An 18,632-nucleotide genomic window follows, 5' to 3' on the forward strand; every position below is an offset into this window, starting at 1 on the left:
TCTTCTGGTCGCCCGACCTAGGGTTCGCGTCGGCCTCAGGACGAGAAACGCGTCCTGGCCGACGCTCCTGAACTGCATCGGGTCGCGAGATCTGCTCGCCACTCTGGGAACTCGACCGCAAGGGAAAAGCAATGTCATCAATGCGCGAAACGATCGACAGGCAGCTGTCTGCTCTCGACGATTCCGTCGTCATGCTGCGCGCGCAAGCGAAGAGCTGCGATGCGATCCTTGTCGCATTCGTGTCCATGGCCTCGGCCATTGGACACCAGGCGGACGAGGATGCACGGTACGTGGCCGCTCGTCTGCGCACCATTGGTCTTGCCAATGGTCTAGATGTCGCAAGCGCAAGGTCGTCGCTCCAGCCTCGACTTTTGTCCAGACGGCGTCACCGATTGATCGGAACGATCATCCGCGCATGCGCGCGACAGCGCTTGCCCCGAGGTGATTCATGCACACCGGGGTAAGGATCGACCCGGCAGCTTCAGTACAACTGGACGCGAGGACCTGGCAGGCCATCATCGACTCGCTTCCCGAGCGCGTGCAGAAGCGCGCCAGGAAGCACAGCGGCGAGTACCAGCGATTCGTCGAATCGGTGATCTGGGTAGCGTGGGTCGATGCGCGCTGGCCGGAACTACCCGCGGATCGCGGCGCGTGGCGATCGGTTCGCGGACGCTTCCTGCATTGGAACCGCTGCCGATTGTGGGAGGTTGTTGCACCTCATATCGGCCCGGAGGCGTCCGTGCACTTGCTGCTGCGGGTCGCCAGAGCCGGTCAGCCGCAGTCGCCCGGCGATTGATGCCGGGGAAGCAACACGGGGTGTCCGTGGCAGACCTTCCAGCCGACCGACACCTGACCTAAGGTGCCCGGACACAACGCATCGTTCGAGTTTCCCCTTCCCCGATCGGAGAACCGAGATGAACTCCCTGCTTGCCGGACTTGCCCTTGCTGCCGCCACCGCGTTGACTGCGAACGCTTCCGCGCAGACCGCAAAACCCACCGTCGTCCTGGTTCACGGCGCCTTTGCGGATGCTTCGAGCTGGAACAACGTCATCCGTATTCTGAAAAGAGACGGTTACCCAGTGATCGCGGTTGCCAATCCGTTGCGCAGTGTCAGCGCCGACGGCGCCTACCTGTCCAACCTGGTGGGTAGCATTTCGACGCCAGTCGTCCTGGTGGGGCATTCGTACGGCGGCAGTGTCATCACGGAGGCAGCTCGCGGCCATGGCAACGTCAAAGCGCTGGTCTATGTCAGCGCGTTTGCCCCAGAGGCGGGCGAGACGGCCGCAGCGCTTTCCGGCAGGTTCCCGGGAAGTACGCTCGGCCCGACGCTCGCTCCGCCCGTGACGCTCCCCAATGGCGGCGTGGACCTCTACATCCAGCCGCAGAAGTTTCACGACCAGTTCGCGGCGGATGTTCCAGCGGCGGATGCGGCCCTGATGGCGGCAACGCAGCGCCCCATCACCGAGGCCGCACTCAACGAGAAGTCAGGTGCTCCGTCATGGGACAGCATCCCCTCGTGGTTCATCTACGGCGACCAGGACAAGAACATCCCGCCGAAGGCGCTGGCGTTCATGGCGCAGCGTGCGCATTCGAGGCAGACGGATGTCATCCGCGGCGCCTCGCACGTGGTGATGGTGTCCCATCCGGAGCCGGTCGCAAAGCTGATCGCGCGCGCAAGCGCCGACGCAACTCACTGAGCCGGCGAACTTGCCCCGCGGTTCACTTTCGAGGAGGCAGGAATCCCCTCGCCATCGTCAAGTCCGGCCACGGCGAGACCGTCTCGCCAGCCACCCTCCATTCCCCATCGACTTTGCGCAATCGCAGCTCATACAAGGCCGGATCCGCCTCGTGGCTCATCCTGCGGTAGAGGAGCACCGTGGCCAGGTCCTGCTGCTCCTCAATGTGAAGAATTCGCCGTTCGGTCGATAGCGGAGCATCGCCTGCGTCGCGTCGGTCGCGGAACTCGCCGAGGATCTCGTCCTTCGAGAACCGAGCAACGCCGCCTTGTGGCGTCACCACCAGGAAGCCGAGGTCCTCGGTATACAGCGCCTGCATCTCCTCGATGCGGTAGTGACTGCCGGTCTCGGCAAGTAAATCGATGAAGCGGACTATTTCCGGATTGTGTTGCACATTCATATCGAAATTCCTTTGTCAGTGTGAGGTCATGCCAAGAACATGCCGCCGTCGACGCGAAGCTCGGTTCCATTGACGAAGCGGCTTTCGTCCGAGGCCAGGAACAGCGCGGCGTGGGCCAGTTCATCTGCCTCGCCCAGTCGGCCCGCCGGAATGCGTTGGGTCATCGAGCGCAGGAAGTCGGGACGGTCTGCTTCCGGAACACCGAGCTTCTCCAAGATCGAGGTATCGACCGGTCCGGGGCTGAGCACGTTCACCCGCACTCGCCGCTCCTTGAACTCCAACGCCCAGCTGCGCGCGAAGGCCTCCATTGCCGCCTTGGATCCGGCGTACACCGCATGCCCCTCAAGCACCTTCGTTGATGCGAGCGAGCTGGTCAGGATGATGCTGCCACCGTCGTGGACGACGGGTGCGATGGCTTGGACTCCGAAGAACACGCCGCGCGTGTTGACGCCGAACTGCGCGTCGAATTCCGCCGGGCTGACCTGCGCGGAAGGCGTGATGGTCAACACGCCGGCATTGGCCATGTAGATGTCGAGCGCGCCGAATCGGCGGCGCACCTCGTCCGCTACGGCGGCGTGGTGCTCGATGTCCGCGACGTCGCCTCGAATACCGAGGGCATCGTGGCCGATCGCCTGCACCGCGGCTTCAAGCACGTCGCTCCGCCGCGCCGTCACTATGACCTGCGCGCCATGCCTGGCAAACAGTTGCGCTGTCGCCAGACCGATTCCACTGTTCCCGCCCGTGATGAGGGCGACCTTGTTCTCGAGACGTTTCATTGATCGATGCCTGCGTAGTGTGGTCCCCACGATATGTGGCGCCCACTTCGATCGACCAGACCGCTGTCCCTCACTACTGTTGTGCTTAGGAGTCAACAATGAACCTCCTGAATCAGATGCCGAGCCTCATCGCCTTCGTGCGCAGCGTCGAGGCGGGATCGTTCAGCGCCGCTGCGCGCATCGCCGGCATGACGCCTTCCGCAGTATCCAAGGGCATCGGTCGCCTGGAAGGCGAGTTGGGTGCGAAGCTGTTTCGTCGATCCACGCGCCACCTGAGCCTGACGCCGGACGGCCAGGCCTTCTTCGAACGGGTGGCGCCGCTACTGCGCGGGATCGACGACTCCGCCGACGCGGTCCGAGCAGGTGGCGACGCTCGTGGCGTTCTTCGCATCAGCATGCCCGGCGAGATTGGCCGCCTGTTGCTGGAACCCATCACCAGGACGTTTCTGGCGCGTCACGAAGGTTTGGAACTGGACATGTCGTTATCCGATCGGCACGTGGAGGTGATCCGCGAGGGCTATGACGTGGTCTATCGCGTTGGCGTCGCAAGCGACAGCGAGTTGAAGTCGCGGACACTCGCGCAGCTGGACATGGTGTTGGTCGCCTCGCCTGTCCTGCTCGCGCGCCACGGCGTATCCACGTTGGATGAGCTTCGTGAGATCCCGTTCGTGCGATACCTGCTTTACGGACGCGCCCTGCCAATCACCTTCAACGACGGAACCTCGATCCAGCCGCGCGGCCGGATAGGCCTCGACACGGGCGCTGGTCTCCGCGCGGCTGCGCTCAATGGCATGGGGGTCGCGCACTTGATGAAGTGCACCGTGCAGGACGACCTGGACAAGGGCGACCTCGTGGAAGTCATGCCGCATCGGGGGTTGCCGCCGCTACCGCTGCGGGCGATGCACGCGTTCGGCAACCTGACACCGGCGAGGGTGCGTCTGCTCACGGAATTCATCGCTGACGAGATACAGCGGATCGTGGCGCCGTAGCGTTAACCGCCCCCTCAGTGGGGCGGGAGGTTCGCCAGGAAGTCGAGATTCGCGCCAGCCCGATCGGTCGAGAGCGTGACCTCCTCCCACGCCCTAGCCGCCTCGTCGCGGGCGTGTTCGGCGGCCCGGATCGCCGACAACGCATCGCTGCCGAGGATCAGGTGGTTGGGCAGCTCGTCCGCCCGTGACAGGTTGAACATCGCTTTCGCGTACTTGGCCAGATCGCCGATTTCGTGGCCCGCCAGTGTTTGCAGGATCCCGATCACGCGGCCCACGCTCGGCTCGTACTCGGGCAGCAGCACGGGGGTCGCCGTGCCGGCCGAGGCGGCCCACCTGGTCGGCATGCTGCCCGGCTCCACCGCGACCGTATGCACACCAAACCCGCGGAGCTCCTTGGCGATGGATTCGGTGAATCCTCCGACCGCCCACTTGGCCGCGTGGTAGGCGGCCATCCCGGGTGCGCCCAGGCGCCCCGCACCGGAGGAGATGTTGATGATATGGCCCGATTGCTGCTGGCGCATGGTGGGGATCGCGGCACGCACCAGGTTCACCACGCCATAGAAGTTGGCGTCGATCTGCGCGTTGAAGTCCGCTGGCGGCATCTGTTCGAATGGCCCTACCCTGGCGAAGCCTGCGTTGTTCACCAGCACATCGAGTCGTCCGAACTCGCGGAGCGCAACCTCCACGGCGATCTCTGCCTGCGCGGGGTCGGTGACGTCGAGCGCCGCGAGCGCCACGCGACCCGCGTACTTGTCACGCAGCTCCGCCACGACTTCCGGGCGCCTGGCGGTGGCCACAAGCCGGTCCCCCTGTTCCAGGACGTGCTCGGCGATCGCACGCCCAAGACCACTGGCGCTTCCCGTAATCAACCAGACTTTGGACACGTGGTATTCCCTTGAAATGGACTGGCGCCGACTCTACGTATGGAGCGCACTCCATGGTCAAGAGGCACGTGCATGCTCATTTCCGAGTTCTCGAAGGTGTCCGGGCTGAGCCGTGACACGATCCGTTTCTACGTTCAGCTCGGCTTATTCAAGCCTGCGCGAGGCGTCAGGGGCGGGCGAAACGCCTATCAGGAGTTCACCCAGGATGACCTCAAGGCTGCCAAGACGGTGCGCGCCGGCCAGTCGCTCGGCCTCAGCCTGAAAGATATTGCGCAGCTGGAAAGCGAGCGGCGCGAACGGGGAATCGGCAACGAGCGTCGCCTGGAGATCCTTCACAAGCAGTTGAAACTTCTCGAGCAGCGGAAAGCCAAGCTCGATCAAGCCACCGCATTCGTTGCGGCAAAGATCGGCTGGTTGAGCGCCGGCGGGACCGGGTCGCGGCCGGCGTTCGGCTCGTTCGAATGCCGTGACGACGGCTGAGTCGGGCGTCAGATCTCGATCATTCCGCGCCGCGCCGCCACGGTGACTGCGTGGGTTCGGTCCGACACATCGAGCTTGCCGAAGATGCTCTTCAACAATCCTTTGACGGTCTTCCGACAGGCCAAGTTCCGCGGCGATCTGCTTGTTCGCGTATCCGGTCGACACAAGCCGAAGAATCGCGATCTCGCGCTCGCTCAGGGCTTCATCGGCGACATGAAGCGCTATCTCCTTCGCGACTTCGCGATGGACATGGCGCTGGCCACGGTGGACATTGCGGATCGCGTCGACCAAGGTCTGTACGCAGACTGCTCTTCAATAGATAGCCAACGGCACCGGCCTTCAACGCGCGAACGGCCTGCGCATCACCCGAGTAGGTGGTCAGTACGATAATTCGTGCATCCGGGAATTGTGAGCGGATCGTATTGATCGCCTCGACGCCGTTCATGCCCGGCATCTGCAGGTCCATCAACGTCACATCGGGGCGCAATGCTGCGTGGCGCTCGACAGCTTCGCTACCGTCGCGCGCCTCGCCGACCATTGTCATGTCGCTCTGGTTCTCCAGGATGGCCGCGACGCCGTCGCGGAACACCGGATGGTCGTCGACGACCAGAATGCGGATCCTGGGCTCATTCATCTGCGAAGAGCCTCGCAAGGAAGTTCGGCAGCCAGTGCCGATTTCGGGTCTTGCGCCTGGCGAACGCCAACCTCGCCGGCAAGGTCAACAACACTTCGGTCCCGCCGCCATCCACGCTGCTGATGGTGAGGCTGCCACCGATCCTGTCGGCGCGCTCGCGCATTCCGACCATGCCGAAATGACCTTCCTTTCGACCGGTGGCCATGACCTGTTCGGGAATCCCACGCCCGTCGTCCCGCATGCGGATCGCCAGGTGTCTCGCGTCGTATCCGATGGCGATTTCGGCAGTGCTGGCACGCGCGTGATACGAGACATTGAGCAGCGCCTCACGCACGATCTTCGCCACCTCGGCCGCGACTAGGGGGTCAACTGCGCGTGCTCGACCCTCCAGGACGATGCGCACAGGAATCGGCGGATCGAATGGGGTTTCGGCCACCAGTTGTTCGACGCGCTCGCCCAGGTCAGCGGTGGTTTCATGGCCGCGCAGATCCCACACGCGGTCGCGGGCATCCACAACCACCTTGTCCGCAGCGTCCAGCGCCGCTTCCAGCTGCCGCTTCGAACCGTTTTCGTGGGGGATCCGGTCCGCGGCGGCCTGAAAGCGCAGAATGAGGCCCTGAACGCCCTGCAGCAGCGTGTCATGGAGTTCGCGCGCGATGCGCTCGCGCTCTTGCGTTCGCTCCTCCAGCCGGCTACGGATACGGGCGGTGACCTGCACGACGCGCAGGCGATACAGGCCCCAAAGCACAAGGATCGTTACGAAAGCGCAGAGCAGGACAAACCATTTTGTCTGGACGAACGCCGGGCGGATCTCGAACTCGAGCGAGGTTCCGTTCCTGTTCCACACACCGTCGCTGTTCGCGGCAATCACGCGGAACCGGTACTTGCCAGGGGCCAGATTTGTATAGAACGCTTGCCGCCTCGGACCCGGGTCGACCCATGCGCGATCGAATCCATCCAGCATGTAGCGCACTCGGACATGCCGAGGGTCAGCAAAGCTCAGCACCGCAAAGTCGATTTCGATCTTAGACGTCGCAGCCGGCAGCGTCAGCGAGGCCGGGTCGTGGTACATCCTGGCGTCGCCGATCAACGACCGTATCGCGATGCTGGGGGGCAACGGGTTTCGCACGATTCGGGCCGGGTCCATCCACAATGTCCCGGTCTCGGTGGCGACCCAAACGCGCCCGTCCCCGCCGCGCACGATGGAACGTTGCGAGTGCGAATGCGGTCGGCTCACGAGTCCGTCGCCGGGCCCGAGCGACAGGGATGGCGGCGGAAGTTGCCCCTGCGAGAGCGCGCGTTCGAGTTCCGCTCGCCGAAGTCTCACCAGCGATCGTGGGTAGGCGAGCCAGATGTCGCCTTCCGGCGTATCGACGACCCCGTTGATCCGACTGCCCAGCGACGCGTTGCTCGCCAGGGCAGTCTCGGCGCCACCGGCACGATAGCGGGACAAACCGAACGAACCGGCGGCAAAGACCGCGTCGTCGGCAACGTGCAGCGTCAACACGCTGATATCGCCGCCGCCGAAAAGCAGCGGCGTGCGCGTTCGTTGGGCGCCGTCGAACGAGATCAATCGATTTCCAGATTGGACGATGATGCCACCCGTTGGCGAACGGACCATCGTCGTGGGATAGAAGTCCGCGTGGTCGCCCGGTGGAAACATGGTTTGCCAGCGACCATTCTGGAACCGGTGCACGCCGCTCCCGGATGCGGAGATCCAGAATCCGCCTTCCGCATCGAACGCGCAGTCGTAAATGAAGTTGTGATGTCCTGCCCGGTCGGGACGCTCGATGACGCGGCGGACGCTGCCGTTCGCCCAGACTTGGATCTGCTCCGGCAAGCCGATCCAGAGTGCGCCGTCGCTTGCCTCACACAGGCTTTCCGGCTCCACCACGTCGCGCACGATCGGTTCGGGCTTGTGGCCCGGCCTGGCGCGATAGACGATGCGCGCCTGGCCGATGTAGACGCTGCCATCGGCGCCGACCAGAAGTTTGTCGCCAAAGACCGCTGGAGAAGTGAGCGCGGGTTCCGAGATCAGCGTAGCGGGTCGAAACTTGTCCAGACCGCCTTCGGTCGCCACCCATATATTGCCCTCCCGATCCTCCATCGCCTGCGTAGTCACATCCGCCGACAGCCCATCCTCGCTGGTGAAGGATTCGGCTCCGTCGCCGCTGCTGTTCTGGTCAGCATCCGCCATGGTCAGCCGTTTCACGCCGTCGTGGCGCGTGGTCAACCAGAGGTTGCCCTCGCGGTCGAACAGCGGCGCCCCCCGGAGCTTCACGTTGTCCAGGTGATACGCGCCTGCGCCGTCCGGTGCGTCACGTCCACCCGCTCCGGTAATGGCGTAGACGCGATCCTGCTGAGACAACCAGATGCGTCCCTGCGGATCCTTCGACACCCTGGCAAGAGGGGTCGGGCTGACCATCTCGAATCGGTCGGCCCCTGCGGCCAAACGGACGATGCCCGTGCTGCATGCGATCCAGAGCGCGCCATCGTCGGCCACCAGCATGTTGGTGGAGTTGCTTTTGGGAAGGCCGTCGGCGGCACTGTATCGGCGCCACATGCCGTCGTGATAGCGGAGCACTTCCGCGTCGTAGCTGGCGGTCAGCGCCCAGATGGAGCCGTCGCTGCCTTCGGCCATCTGCACGATTCGACTCGGTGCCATCCCGGTATCGAGAATGCGCAGCACGCCTTGCCGGTAGATCGCGAATCGCAGTGAAGACAGGAAGTTGGTCCAGACGTCGCCGTTCCGCGTGACCAGCACGGTGCTGGGCAGCTCATGCCGGCGGCCGTCCGCTTCGGGCAACAGCTGCTCGAATCGTGAGCCGTCGAACCGGAACAGACCGTCGCCCGTCGCGAGCCAGAGAAAGCCCTCGCGCCCCTGCGCCATGGCCACGACAGGTGCCGGCGCTTCACTGCCATCGAGCCAGCGCTGGTGCACGTAGTGCGCCAAGGGGTGAGGTTCCTTGGCTGACCCGGCGAACGGCATGCTCGCCAGGGCGAAGAACAGCAGGGCTGCGGATGACCACCTTGTCATGATCACTTCGCTTGTCGGGATTCCAGGCGGGCGGGAGCTCATGGTTATGCCCTGAGGTGGGTCAGGATGCTACCCCCGATCAGGGGTAGCCAGCCCCCTCGGTAGGGCATGGCATGGCGCTTGGCTGGCGTTACCGTCTGCTCATGTCAAATTATGTATGCCGTTATCCCGATGGTGCCGCCGGGCTTGGGTTGCTGCTTGCTCGGATTTGCTACGCATCGGCCGCGTTCGGGGTCGTAGCCATGTTGCCTCCGCCCTCCGCATTTCCTCATCTGCTGCCGTTCGCCGCTGGATGCGTGGCACTTATGCTGGTTGCGGGCCTGGCGACGCGATGGGCCGCGCTCATCCTGGGACTGGGGGCCGCCGTCGCCCTGCCGGGGTCCGGTGTGGCCCAGCAACTTTTGCTGGGGGGGCACGTGGGCGGCTGTGGCGCCATCGTCTTGATGGGTGCCGGGGCCTATTCGGTCGATGCCCTGCGCTACGGCCGGCGTGTCATCCATGTCCATACCCACACCCCTGATCGAGGGGGTGGCCAATGACCTGCACTGGGATTATGCAAGTGCGGCGTTGTCGAGATGATTGAGTGCCCCCCACTGACGCCACGAGGGTGTCATGTCGACGATCTCGCCACTCCGCGATGCAACTGACCAAAGGGATAAGCTCACCTCGCGCCTGACGACCAGCTGGGCCGGCGTCGTCGCCTTCATGACCGTTGCCAGCGAAGGAAGCTTTTCGGGGGCGGCACACCGGCTGGGCATCGGTCGCTCGGCCGTCAGCCGCAGCGTGCAGAAGCTCGAGGCGCAGCTGGACACCCGCCTGCTGTCGCGCACGACGCGCAGCACCACGATCACGCGCGAAGGCGAGCAGTTTTACGAGAACTGCCGCCACGGCGTGGAAAAACTCCTGCAGGCGCTCGAAGAAATGCGGGAGCTGCGCGATGGCCCACCGCAGGGTGAGCTGAAGATCAGCGCCCCGCTGGGTTTTGGCCGAAAGGTGGTCGCACCGCTGCTGGCGCAGTTCAGGGCGCTCTACCCGGCCGTAGCGCTGGAACTCGTGCTGGAGGACCGTCTGGGCGATTTCGCGGCCGAGCGCATCGATGTCGCCTTCCGCGACGGCCGTCTGGAAGACAGTCAGGTCATTGCAAAACGCCTGATCCCCATGCGCATGCTCGTGTGCGCGTCCAGCGACTACGCACGGCTGCACGGCTTGCCGACGTCGATCGAGGATCTCGCCTTGCACGCCTGCATCAACCAGCGACTGCCCAGCGGTCGTTTGCAGACTTGGGACTTCAAAGTCGACGGCATCGCACGCAGCCTAACGCCCGCTTCGGCCATCGTGGTCAACGACCCATCGCTGGCGATGCAGGCGGTGCTCGAGGGCCAAGGGCTGGCGCAGTTGGCCGCCTACCAGGTCTGCGACGCCTTGCGCGCCGGCATGGCAGTGACGTGCCTAAATGGCCTCGCCCCCGACGACCGGGGGCACTACCTGTGCTACCTGTCGCGCCAGCAGTTGCCGAAGCGGATCCGGGTGTTCATCGATTTCATGACAACCGGCATCCGAGCGCTGGATCTGGATTGCTCGCTCCTGCTCGGATCCAGGTACCCCGCCATGCCGGTTCCGAAGGCAGACCAGAGGCTGGGGGTGGCTGCTTGATCCCTCCCGCCTGATCTTCCTGCCCCAGTCGATCGCGCCCGACCGAGACCGCAGCCATTGGGTCGCACTGCAGCGCCTGCAGCAGGCGGGCGTGATCCTCACATCGTGCCTTCAAGTGTTGCTCAAGTTCCAGCGCGACTGGACGCGTCACGAAACTCAAGAGGCTCTACGCGGCATCGTGGTCCGAGCGTCCGCGGTGCGGTCTTGTGAACTCGCTGTTGAGCGCAGCGCAACCATCAATTGCCGCGAAAGTGCCACCCTGTACTCGCGAAATACACACCCCCTTCGAGACCCCGACATGGCTTACCAGACCATTCTTCACCTCGGACCTGCCAACCGGGAACGGCGAGAGTTTCTGGCACTGGGCTTCAACGCCGCAGTGCTGGCCGCCGCCTCCTCTGTGCCCTTCGCTGCGCGTGCTTCCGCTCACTCTCCCTCCATCGACCATGGAAACCTGACCATGAGCCACGTAACCACCAAAGACGGCGTCGAAATCTTCTACAAGGACTGGGGTCCGAAGGACGGCCAACCCATCGTGTTCCACCATGGCTGGCCGCTGAGCAGCGACGACTGGGACAACCAGGCGCTGTTCTTCGTCAGCCAGGGCTACCGCGTCATCGCGCACGACCGACGCGGCCACGGCCGGTCAGCGCAGGTGAGGGACGGCCACGACATGGACCACTACGCTGCAGACGTCGCCGCGGTGGTTGAGCACCTGGACCTGCGCAACGCCGTGCATGTCGGCCATTCGACCGGCGGCGGTGAGGCGGCTCACTACGTCGCCCGGCACGGCCAGAAGCAGGGGCGGGTCGCAAAGCTGGTGTTGATTGGCGCGGTGCCGCCGATCATGGTCAAGACGCCGGCAAACCCGGGCGGTCTCCCGATCGAGGTATTCGACGGCTTCCGCGCGGCGCTTGCGGCCAACCGCTCGCAGTTCTACCTGGACGTTGCCAGCGGACCGTTCTACGGGTTCAACCGCCCGGGCGCCGTCGTTTCGCAGGGCGTCATCCAGAACTGGTGGCGACAGGGCATGGAGGGTGCAGCGAACGCGCACTATGAGTGCATCAAGGCCTTTTCCGAGACCGACTTCACCGAAGACCTCAAGGCGATCGCCGTGCCCACGCTGGTGATGCACGGTGACGACGATCAGGTCGTTCCCATCGCCGACTCGGCATTGCTGTCGAGCAAGCTGCTGAAGAACAGCGTCCTCAAGGTGTATCCGAAGTTCCCGCACGGCATGTGCACGACGCACGCCAATGTGATCAATCCGGACCTGTTGAAGTTCATTCGCGGCTGACGGCTTCCTTGCGTGGCTGTGCGCGTGTCAAACCACCGGCTGCAGCCGGCCATCGCCCCATCGGGATGGCTCGCGAGAAACTCGACGCCCTACCTCCGTGGCTGCCCGCGGCAGCCTTCGAGTTCACCCGTACGGAGATTCACATGGACAAGATCGATCGCAGACGAACCGACCAGCAACGCCGCCGCCTGCTCGGAGCGGGTGCGTCGGGGATTGCTGCGGCACCGCTGGGCCTTGTCAACGCAGCAGGGGGGTAGCCAGCAACGAACGCGTCGTTCGTGCACCTACACCGGGTTCGCGCAGGGATGCTGGAGGTCGCATACGTGGACAGCGGGCCGAAGAAGGGCCCGCCCGTCATTCTCCTGCACGGCTCTGGTTAGCAGTGCCTATGGCACGCTCAGCCCTAACTCTCAGCTCAACCGCACTTGCTGTACCCGCAGTTCAAGCACGTCGCGCAGCCATCCATGATCACGACGGCCTTGGTATTGCACTTGTGGCACATCGTCGCGCTGGGCGGGAAACTGGCGCCCTCGCCGGTCACTTCGACGTCCTCGCTGCGCGGGGTGTCGCTGATTCGCGGCTCCGGGAACAACTCGCCGTGGCTTACGTCAGAGTTTTTTTTTGACAGCTGGTTGTACGCAGCACGCTTCTCGGCGATCAGGGCGCGCTGGGCGTCGCTCATCTCCGGGTCGTGCATCAGGCCGATCGACTTGAGATGGTCCTCGACGATGCTGCCCAGTTCTGCCACCAGCGACGGCATGTAGACGCCGCCGGCCTTGAAGTAGCCGCCCTTCGGGTCGAACACGGCCTTCATCTCGTCGACCAGGAAGGTGACGTCGCCGCCCTTGCGGAACACGGCGGACATGATGCGGGTCAGCGCGACGATCCACTGGAAGTGGTCCATGTTCTTCGAGTTGATGAAGATCTCGAAGGGACGGCGCAGCTCGTGCTCGGTGCCGGCGTTGAGGACGATGTCGTTGATCGTCACGTACAGCGCGTGCTCGAACAGGGGCGATTTGATCTTGTAGGTGGAGCCGATCAGGATCTCGGGGCGCTCGATGCGCTCGTGCATCTGGATGACGTCGGCCGTCGGCAGCGATTCGACCGCGGCGACGGGCGCGGGACGCGCAGCCTCTTTCGCCTTGTCTTCCGGGGTGACGACGCTGTAGCCCTTGATTTTCTTGTCGATCTTGACGGCCATGAACCCGCTCCTGGTGCGGTAATGCTGATCTAGTTATGTGTTGCTTAAGGCGGTCGCCGCGCCGCTGGGACGCGGCGACCAATCGGGGCACTTACTTCCTGGCAGCTTTCTTCGCAACCTTCTTGGCGGGTCGCTTGGCTGCCTTCTTCGCCGCCTTCTTGGCAACGGCCTTCTTGGCCGGCGCCTTCTTCACAGCTTTCTTGGCGGCTGATTTCTTCGCGACCTTCTTCGTCGCAGTCTTCTTGGTGGCCTTCTTCGCGGCCTTCTTCACGGCCTTCTTGGCAACCTTCTTCGTTGCCTTCTTCGCCGTCTTCTTTGCCGCAGCCTTCTTCACCGCCTTCTTCGCGGTCTTCTTGGTTGCAGCCTTCTTGGTCGCCTTCTTGGCCGTCTTCTTGCCGGCCTTCGCCCTCAGCGACGAAGCTTCCTTCTTGGCCTTGGCGCTGGCAGCGGCGAGCTTCTTCTTGGCGGTGCCTACCGCCTTCTTGGCGGCCTTGCGTGCCTTCTTGGCGGTGGTCTTGACCGACGCCACCGCTTCCTCGGCACGGTGCATCACCGCGCTGGAAATGTTGGATGCGGTTTCTTTCACGTTATCGGCGGCCTGCGACAGGGTCGCCGTCACTCCGTTGCCATTGCTCATGTGCCCTCCTGACGGGCGTCAAAACTGGTTGGCCTGGTGCGGTAATCGGGGTGTTGCAAGGGCGATGCTATACCTGCTGCAGCTGCATGACACGATGAATGCGTCGCGCACCTGGGCCGCGTACATGAACGCGGAACCGGCCCGGTTTCCGCGTGGAGGCGTCGAAGCCGCCTCCTGCCTGTTGCCGCTGCTACTTCGAAAGTGCGAGGGGAACCTGCTTCCCCCGGGTGCCATGTTTCCTTGACGCCTGAAAGCAGGCCCCTCGCAGCGCTCGATGCCAGCGCTTAGAACTTGCCGTAATACCCTTCCTTCAAGGCATCGAACAGGTTGGCGGCGGTGTGCATCTCGCCGTCGTACTCGATCTGTTCGTTGCCCTTGACCTCCAGCACGCTGCCGTCTTCCAGCTCGAAACGGTAGGTCGTGTTCTCCAGGTCGGCTTCCTTGACCAGCACGCCCTGGAAGGCGGCCGGGTTGAAGCGGAACGTGGTGCAGCCCTTCAGGCCCTGCTGGTGGGCGTAACGGTAGATGTCCTTGAACTGCTCGTACGGGTAGTCGGTCGGGACATTGGCGGTCTTTGAGATCGAGCTGTCGACCCACTTCTGCGCCGCGGCCTGCACGTCGACGTGCTCCTTGGGCGAGATGTCGTCGGCGGAGATGAAGTACTCCGGCAGCCTGGCGTGCTCCTCGTCGGAGAACGGCATGGCCTTGGCGTTGACCAGCTCGCGGTAGGCCAGCAGCTCGTAGGAGTAGACGTCGACCTTTTCCTTCGACTTCTTGCCTTCGCGGATCACGTTGCGGCTGTAGTGGTGCGCGAACGACGGCTCGATGCCGTTGGAGGCGTTGTTGGCCAGGCTCAGCGAGATCGTGCCGGTCGGCGCGATCGAGCTGTGGTGGGTGAAGCGCGCGCCGGTCTCGGCCAGCTCGTCCACCAGCTCCGGTGCCACCGAGGCGACGCGCTGCATGTAGCGGCTGTAGCGGGCGTGCAGGACGCGGCCCGGGATGTCCTGGCCGATCTTCCAGCCGTCCTTCACCATCTCCGGACGCTTGCGCAGCATCTCGGCGTCGACGGCGAACAGCTCGTCCATGATCGGCGCGGCGCCCTTTTCCTTCGCCAGCGCCAGGCCCATTTCCCAACCGGCCACGGCCATCTCGCGGGAGATGCGCTCGGTGAACTCGCACGACTCCTTGCTGCCGTACTTCATGCGCAGCATGGTCACGGTGCTGCCCAGGCCGAGGAAGCCCATGCCGTGGCGGCGCTTGCGCATGATCTCGTTGCGCTGCTGCTCCAGCGGCAGGCCGTTGACCTCGACCACGTTGTCGAGCATGCGGGTGAACACGCGCACGACTTCCTTGTATTCCTCCCAGTCGAAGGAGGCCTGGTCGGTAAACGGGTCGCGCACGAACTTGGTCAGGTTGACCGAGCCCAGCAGGCAGGCGCCGTAGGCCGGCAGCGGCTGCTCGCCGCAGGGGTTGGTCGCGCGGATGTTCTCGCACCACCAGTTGTTGTTCATCTCGTTGACGCGGTCGATGAGGATGAAACCGGGCTCGGCGTAGTCATACGTCGAGACCATGATCATGTCCCACAGGTGACGGGCACGGATGTGGCCGTAAATCTTGCAGGCCACCAGGCCGTCGTCGCGCACGATGTAGTTGCGGTGGGTCGGCCACTCGCGCCACACGACCTGGGTCGCGTCGTCGAGGTTGATGTCGCCCTTTTCCTTCATGTTGACCGGGAACACCAGCGGCCAGTCGGCGTCGGTGTCGACGGCCTCCATGAAGCCATCGGTGATCAGCAGCGACAGGTTGAACTGGCGCAGGCGGCCGTCTTCGCGCTTGGCGCGGATGAAGTCCTTCACGTCCGGATGGGAGACGTCGAACGTGCCCATCTGCGCGCCGCGACGGCCACCGGCCGAGGACACGGTGAAGCACATCTTGTCGTAGATATCCATGAAGGACATCGGACCGGAGGTGTAGGCGCCGGCGCCGGCGACGAACGCGCCGCGCGGACGCAGCGTCGAGAACTCATAGCCGATGCCGCAGCCAGCCTTCAGGGTCAGGCCCGCTTCGTGGACCTTCTCCAGGATGCCGTCCATCGAATCCTCGATGGTGCCCGAGACGGTGCAGTTGATGGTCGAGGTGGCCGGCTTGTGCTCCAGGGCACCGGCGTTGGAGGTGATGCGGCCGGCGGGAATGGCCCCGCGGCGCAGCGCCCACACGAAACGCTCGTTCCAGTACTGCTGCTTCTCGGCGTTGGGCTCGGCTTCGGCCAAGGCCTTGGCAACGCGCTGGTAGGTGGCGTCGATGTCGGAATCGACGGCCTTCCCCGTCTTGGTCTTCAGCCGGTACTTCTTGTCCCAGATGTCCTGGGAAGCGGGCTGCATGGGAATCTCCCTGTCAGCCGCGGCCGCCTTGACCGCCTCGAGGCGCACTGTGCTCATGCCTGTCCTTTCTCCTCGTTCTGGCAACGGATCGGGACCGCTGCCGGTGGATTCTTATATTGGTTGCCGCTCTGCCACTGGCGACTAAACAGCCGCCGACGGCGATGCCCGCGACCGGTCTTGCACGTCCGCGAAGCATTGGTTTTGGTTCGAATTAGGGCTCATCTTGCTCCCGTTCCGCGCCATCCCCCGAGGACGCTCACAGTACCGCAACTCCAAGCCGGAAAACCCTGACTTTGGGCTACCGTCGCCTGCAAACCACTACATGTAGTGGCAGAGGCGAGGGTTCAAGCTAAACCCGGTCCTGGATTTAGTCAACGCTTTTTTGATCGCAGTCTCAATTCGTGACGAACGTCGGCGACGCACTGCGGCAGGTGCACTTGCAGGGCGCGCCAGGGTGCGCGATCGCCGCTGCAGGGGGCTGCGCAGACCGCCTCGATTGCGGAAACTGGCCCGGAAACTTCATGGCCTATTTAGTGGTCTTGCCAGACACTGGCGCCGTTCAGCTGCATTTGCGGCGGACGCCACCCTCCCCTCCAGCCAGAACGACGCGATGCGCCCTCTGCCGACCCTGCTTACCCTGTCCCTGGCCGCCGCCTTCGGCGGCTTTGCCGCCACCGCGATCCGCGACGGCCTGGAGGCGCCTGCCCAGGCCGCTCCCGCTGCTGCCGCGACCGTTCCGGCGATCGCCGCACTGCCAACGGTGGTCAGCGGCCAGCCGCTGCCGTCGCTGGCACCAATGCTGGCCAAGGTCACCCCGGCCGTGGTCAGCGTCCACACCAAGCAACGGGTCAAGGTCAGCCCGTTCGGCGGCGATCCGATGTTCCGGCGCATGTTCCCGGAGCTGACCCAGGAGCGGATCAACGAGTCGCTCGGCTCGGGCGTGATCGTCGACGCCCAGCGCGGCTACGTGCTGACCAACCACCACGTCATCGAAGGCGCCGACGAAGTCTCGGTGACGCTCGCCGACGGGCGCACGCTCAAGGCCGAATTCCTCGGGTCCGATCCCGACACCGACGTGGCGCTGATGCGCATCACCGCGCCCAACCTGGTCGCGCTGCCGCTGGCCAACTCCGACGCGCTGCGCGTGGGCGACTTCGTGGTCGCGGTCGGCAACCCATTCGGCATCGGCCAGACGGTGACCTCGGGCATCGTCTCGGCCGTGGGCCGCACCGGCCTGCGCGGGCTGGGCTTCCAGAACTTCATCCAGACCGACGCCTCGATCAATCCCGGCAACTCCGGCGGCGCACTGGTCAACCTCAACGGCGAACTGGTCGGCATCAACACTGCCAGCTTCAACCCGCGCGGCTCGATGGCCGGCAACATCGGCCTGGGCTTCGCCATTCCCACCAGCTTGGCGCGCAACATCATGGGTCAGTTGATCGCCAACAACGGCGTGGTCATCCGCGGCACGCTGGGGCTGGAATCGCAGGCGGTCGATGCGCGACTCGCACAGGGCCTGGGCCTGGACGAAGCACGCGGCGCGCTGGTGACGCAGGTCTACTCCGGTGGCGGTGCCGCCGCTGCAGGGCTCAAGCCGGGCGACGTGATCGTCGCCGCCAATGGCGAACGCATCGACGACCCGGATGCGCTGCGCAACTTCGAAGGCCTGCAGGCGGTGGGCAGCCGCGTCGCGCTCGACGTGCGTCGTGACGGCAAGGTGATCCAGCTGAACACTTCGCTGCGCGAGCAACCCAAATCGTTCCAGGGTCTCGAACTCGATCCGCGCCTGGCCGGCGCCGTGTTCGCCGAACTGCCCGAGCGCCTGCGCCAGTCCGGCTACTCGGGCGTGCTGGTCGAATCGGTCGCGCGCGGCAGCCGCGCCGCGCAGAACGGCCTGCAGAAGGACGACATCATCACGGCTGCCACCACCGGCAAGTTCGACGACCTTTCAGGTTTCCGCGCCAGCTTCACGCAGGCTCCTGCACAGTTGATCCTGCGCGTCGTACGCGGCGGCGGCCGGCAGGGCAACTTGCCGATGCAGTGAGATCTGGGTCACCCTGCTTCGAGTCGATTGGCTCAATGAAGCCAATCCGGGCAGGAAAGACCCGCGACCCCTTACGGAGGAGTACCTGATGAATCCCACCCCCAGCGACGGCATGAAGACCCATCTGAGCGAGGCAGGCGGACACCTGAAGCAGGCCGCCAGCGATGCCGGCGAGGCACTGCGTGGCGCGGCGTCCGCGGCCGGCGACGAACTGCGCGTTGGCAAGGCGAACGTGAAAGCCGACCTGGCCGACACCGCGCTGTCGGGAATCGCTGCTGCCGAACAGGCCGGCGGTGTCGCCCGCGAGCAGGTGGATGCACTGATGGACAAGGGACGCGACCTGATCGACAGCGCCGCCGAACTGATCCGCGAGCGTCCGCTGGCATCCTTCGGCGTGGCATTCGCCGCCGGCTGGATCATCGCCAAGCTCGCCCGCAGCGGCGACAAGTAAGCACACGTGAGCCAGGCCGGGGACGAGCGCGA

General features: G+C 64.6%; 15 protein-coding genes and 1 pseudogene. 8 read left to right on the top strand and 8 right to left on the bottom strand.

Annotated elements, in window-relative coordinates; genetic code table 11:
- Positions 1–448 precede the first annotated feature (448 nt).
- Together HIV01_RS11585 and HIV01_RS11590 are read left to right on the top strand one after the other, a co-directional pair.
- On the top strand, positions 449–796 hold the full coding sequence (locus HIV01_RS11585; RefSeq protein ID WP_200607262.1) for a transposase: 348 nt from the start codon (positions 449–451) through the stop codon (positions 794–796).
- 118 nt (positions 797–914) lie between these two features.
- Positions 915–1,697 (top strand): alpha/beta fold hydrolase, encoded by a 783-nt coding sequence (locus HIV01_RS11590; RefSeq protein ID WP_200607264.1) that lies wholly within the window; start codon positions 915–917, stop codon positions 1,695–1,697.
- Between the two features lie 22 nt (positions 1,698–1,719).
- Here the strand turns inward: HIV01_RS11590 and HIV01_RS11595 are convergent, their stop codons facing one another.
- Both HIV01_RS11595 and HIV01_RS11600 read right to left on the bottom strand, forming a co-directional pair.
- Entirely contained in the window at positions 1,720–2,136 is a 417-nt protein-coding gene (locus tag HIV01_RS11595) for a nuclear transport factor 2 family protein (RefSeq protein ID WP_200607266.1), read from the bottom strand.
- Between the two features lie 26 nt (positions 2,137–2,162).
- Positions 2,163–2,912 carry a glucose 1-dehydrogenase gene (locus HIV01_RS11600; RefSeq protein ID WP_200607268.1) on the bottom strand — a complete coding sequence of 250 codons (750 nt, stop codon included), beginning with the start codon at positions 2,910–2,912 and terminating at the stop codon, positions 2,163–2,165.
- 98 nt (positions 2,913–3,010) lie between these two features.
- On the opposite strand from HIV01_RS11600, the gene HIV01_RS11605 reads away from it, so the two are divergent.
- Complete coding sequence (locus tag HIV01_RS11605) at positions 3,011–3,901, top strand: LysR family transcriptional regulator (RefSeq protein WP_200607269.1); 891 nt, start codon at positions 3,011–3,013, stop codon at positions 3,899–3,901.
- A gap of 14 nt (positions 3,902–3,915) precedes the next feature.
- Here HIV01_RS11605 and HIV01_RS11610 read toward each other — a convergent pair whose 3' ends face one another.
- On the bottom strand, positions 3,916–4,785 hold the full coding sequence (locus HIV01_RS11610) for an SDR family NAD(P)-dependent oxidoreductase (protein ID WP_200607271.1): 870 nt from the start codon (positions 4,783–4,785) through the stop codon (positions 3,916–3,918).
- Positions 4,786–4,857: 72 nt separating this feature from the next.
- Between HIV01_RS11610 and HIV01_RS11615 the strand changes: the two genes are divergently transcribed.
- Positions 4,858–5,265, top strand: coding sequence for a MerR family transcriptional regulator (locus HIV01_RS11615; protein ID WP_200607273.1), 408 nt, complete (start codon positions 4,858–4,860; stop codon positions 5,263–5,265).
- An 8-nt stretch (positions 5,266–5,273) separates the two neighbouring features.
- Here the strand turns inward: HIV01_RS11615 and HIV01_RS11620 are convergent.
- A pseudogene (locus tag HIV01_RS11620) lies at positions 5,274–5,899 on the bottom strand (response regulator transcription factor).
- Entirely contained in the window at positions 5,892–8,978 is a 3,087-nt protein-coding gene (locus HIV01_RS11625; RefSeq protein WP_245156787.1) for a sensor histidine kinase, read from the bottom strand. The pseudogene HIV01_RS11620 and the gene HIV01_RS11625 overlap by 8 nt, the downstream one beginning before the upstream one ends.
- A 570-nt stretch (positions 8,979–9,548) precedes the next feature.
- Between HIV01_RS11625 and HIV01_RS11630 the strand changes: the two genes are divergently transcribed.
- Both HIV01_RS11630 and HIV01_RS11635 read left to right on the top strand, forming a co-directional pair.
- Positions 9,549–10,589, top strand: coding sequence for a LysR family transcriptional regulator (locus HIV01_RS11630; RefSeq protein WP_200607276.1), 1,041 nt, complete (start codon positions 9,549–9,551; stop codon positions 10,587–10,589).
- A 460-nt stretch (positions 10,590–11,049) separates the two neighbouring features.
- A complete protein-coding gene (locus HIV01_RS11635) occupies positions 11,050–11,886 on the top strand; it encodes an alpha/beta fold hydrolase (protein ID WP_200607278.1) in 837 nt (278 codons plus the stop codon).
- A 415-nt stretch (positions 11,887–12,301) separates the two neighbouring features.
- Here the strand turns inward: HIV01_RS11635 and HIV01_RS11640 are convergent, their stop codons facing one another.
- The 3 genes from HIV01_RS11640 to HIV01_RS11650 form a co-directional block, all read right to left on the bottom strand.
- Positions 12,302–13,087 carry a TSCPD domain-containing protein gene (locus HIV01_RS11640; RefSeq protein ID WP_200607280.1) on the bottom strand — a complete coding sequence of 262 codons (786 nt, stop codon included), beginning with the start codon at positions 13,085–13,087 and terminating at the stop codon, positions 12,302–12,304.
- Between the two features lie 91 nt (positions 13,088–13,178).
- Positions 13,179–13,724: a hypothetical protein gene (locus HIV01_RS11645; protein WP_200607281.1), complete on the bottom strand. Its 546-nt coding sequence runs from the start codon at positions 13,722–13,724 to the stop codon at positions 13,179–13,181.
- A gap of 284 nt (positions 13,725–14,008) precedes the next feature.
- A complete protein-coding gene (locus HIV01_RS11650) occupies positions 14,009–16,162 on the bottom strand; it encodes an adenosylcobalamin-dependent ribonucleoside-diphosphate reductase (RefSeq protein WP_200607283.1) in 2,154 nt (717 codons plus the stop codon).
- Between the two features lie 553 nt (positions 16,163–16,715).
- Here HIV01_RS11650 and HIV01_RS11655 point away from each other — a divergent pair.
- Complete coding sequence (locus HIV01_RS11655; RefSeq protein ID WP_200607285.1) at positions 16,716–18,149, top strand: trypsin-like peptidase domain-containing protein; 1,434 nt, start codon at positions 16,716–16,718, stop codon at positions 18,147–18,149.
- An 88-nt stretch (positions 18,150–18,237) separates the two neighbouring features.
- The gene (locus tag HIV01_RS11660; RefSeq protein ID WP_200607287.1) at positions 18,238–18,600 is read left to right on the top strand and encodes a hypothetical protein; all 363 of its coding nucleotides are present in this window, start codon (positions 18,238–18,240) and stop codon (positions 18,598–18,600) included.
- The last annotated feature ends 32 nt before the right edge of the window (positions 18,601–18,632 follow it).

The sequence above is a fragment of the Lysobacter arenosi genome, assembly GCF_016613475.2.
Taxonomy (GTDB): domain Bacteria; phylum Pseudomonadota; class Gammaproteobacteria; order Xanthomonadales; family Xanthomonadaceae; genus Lysobacter_J; species Lysobacter_J arenosi.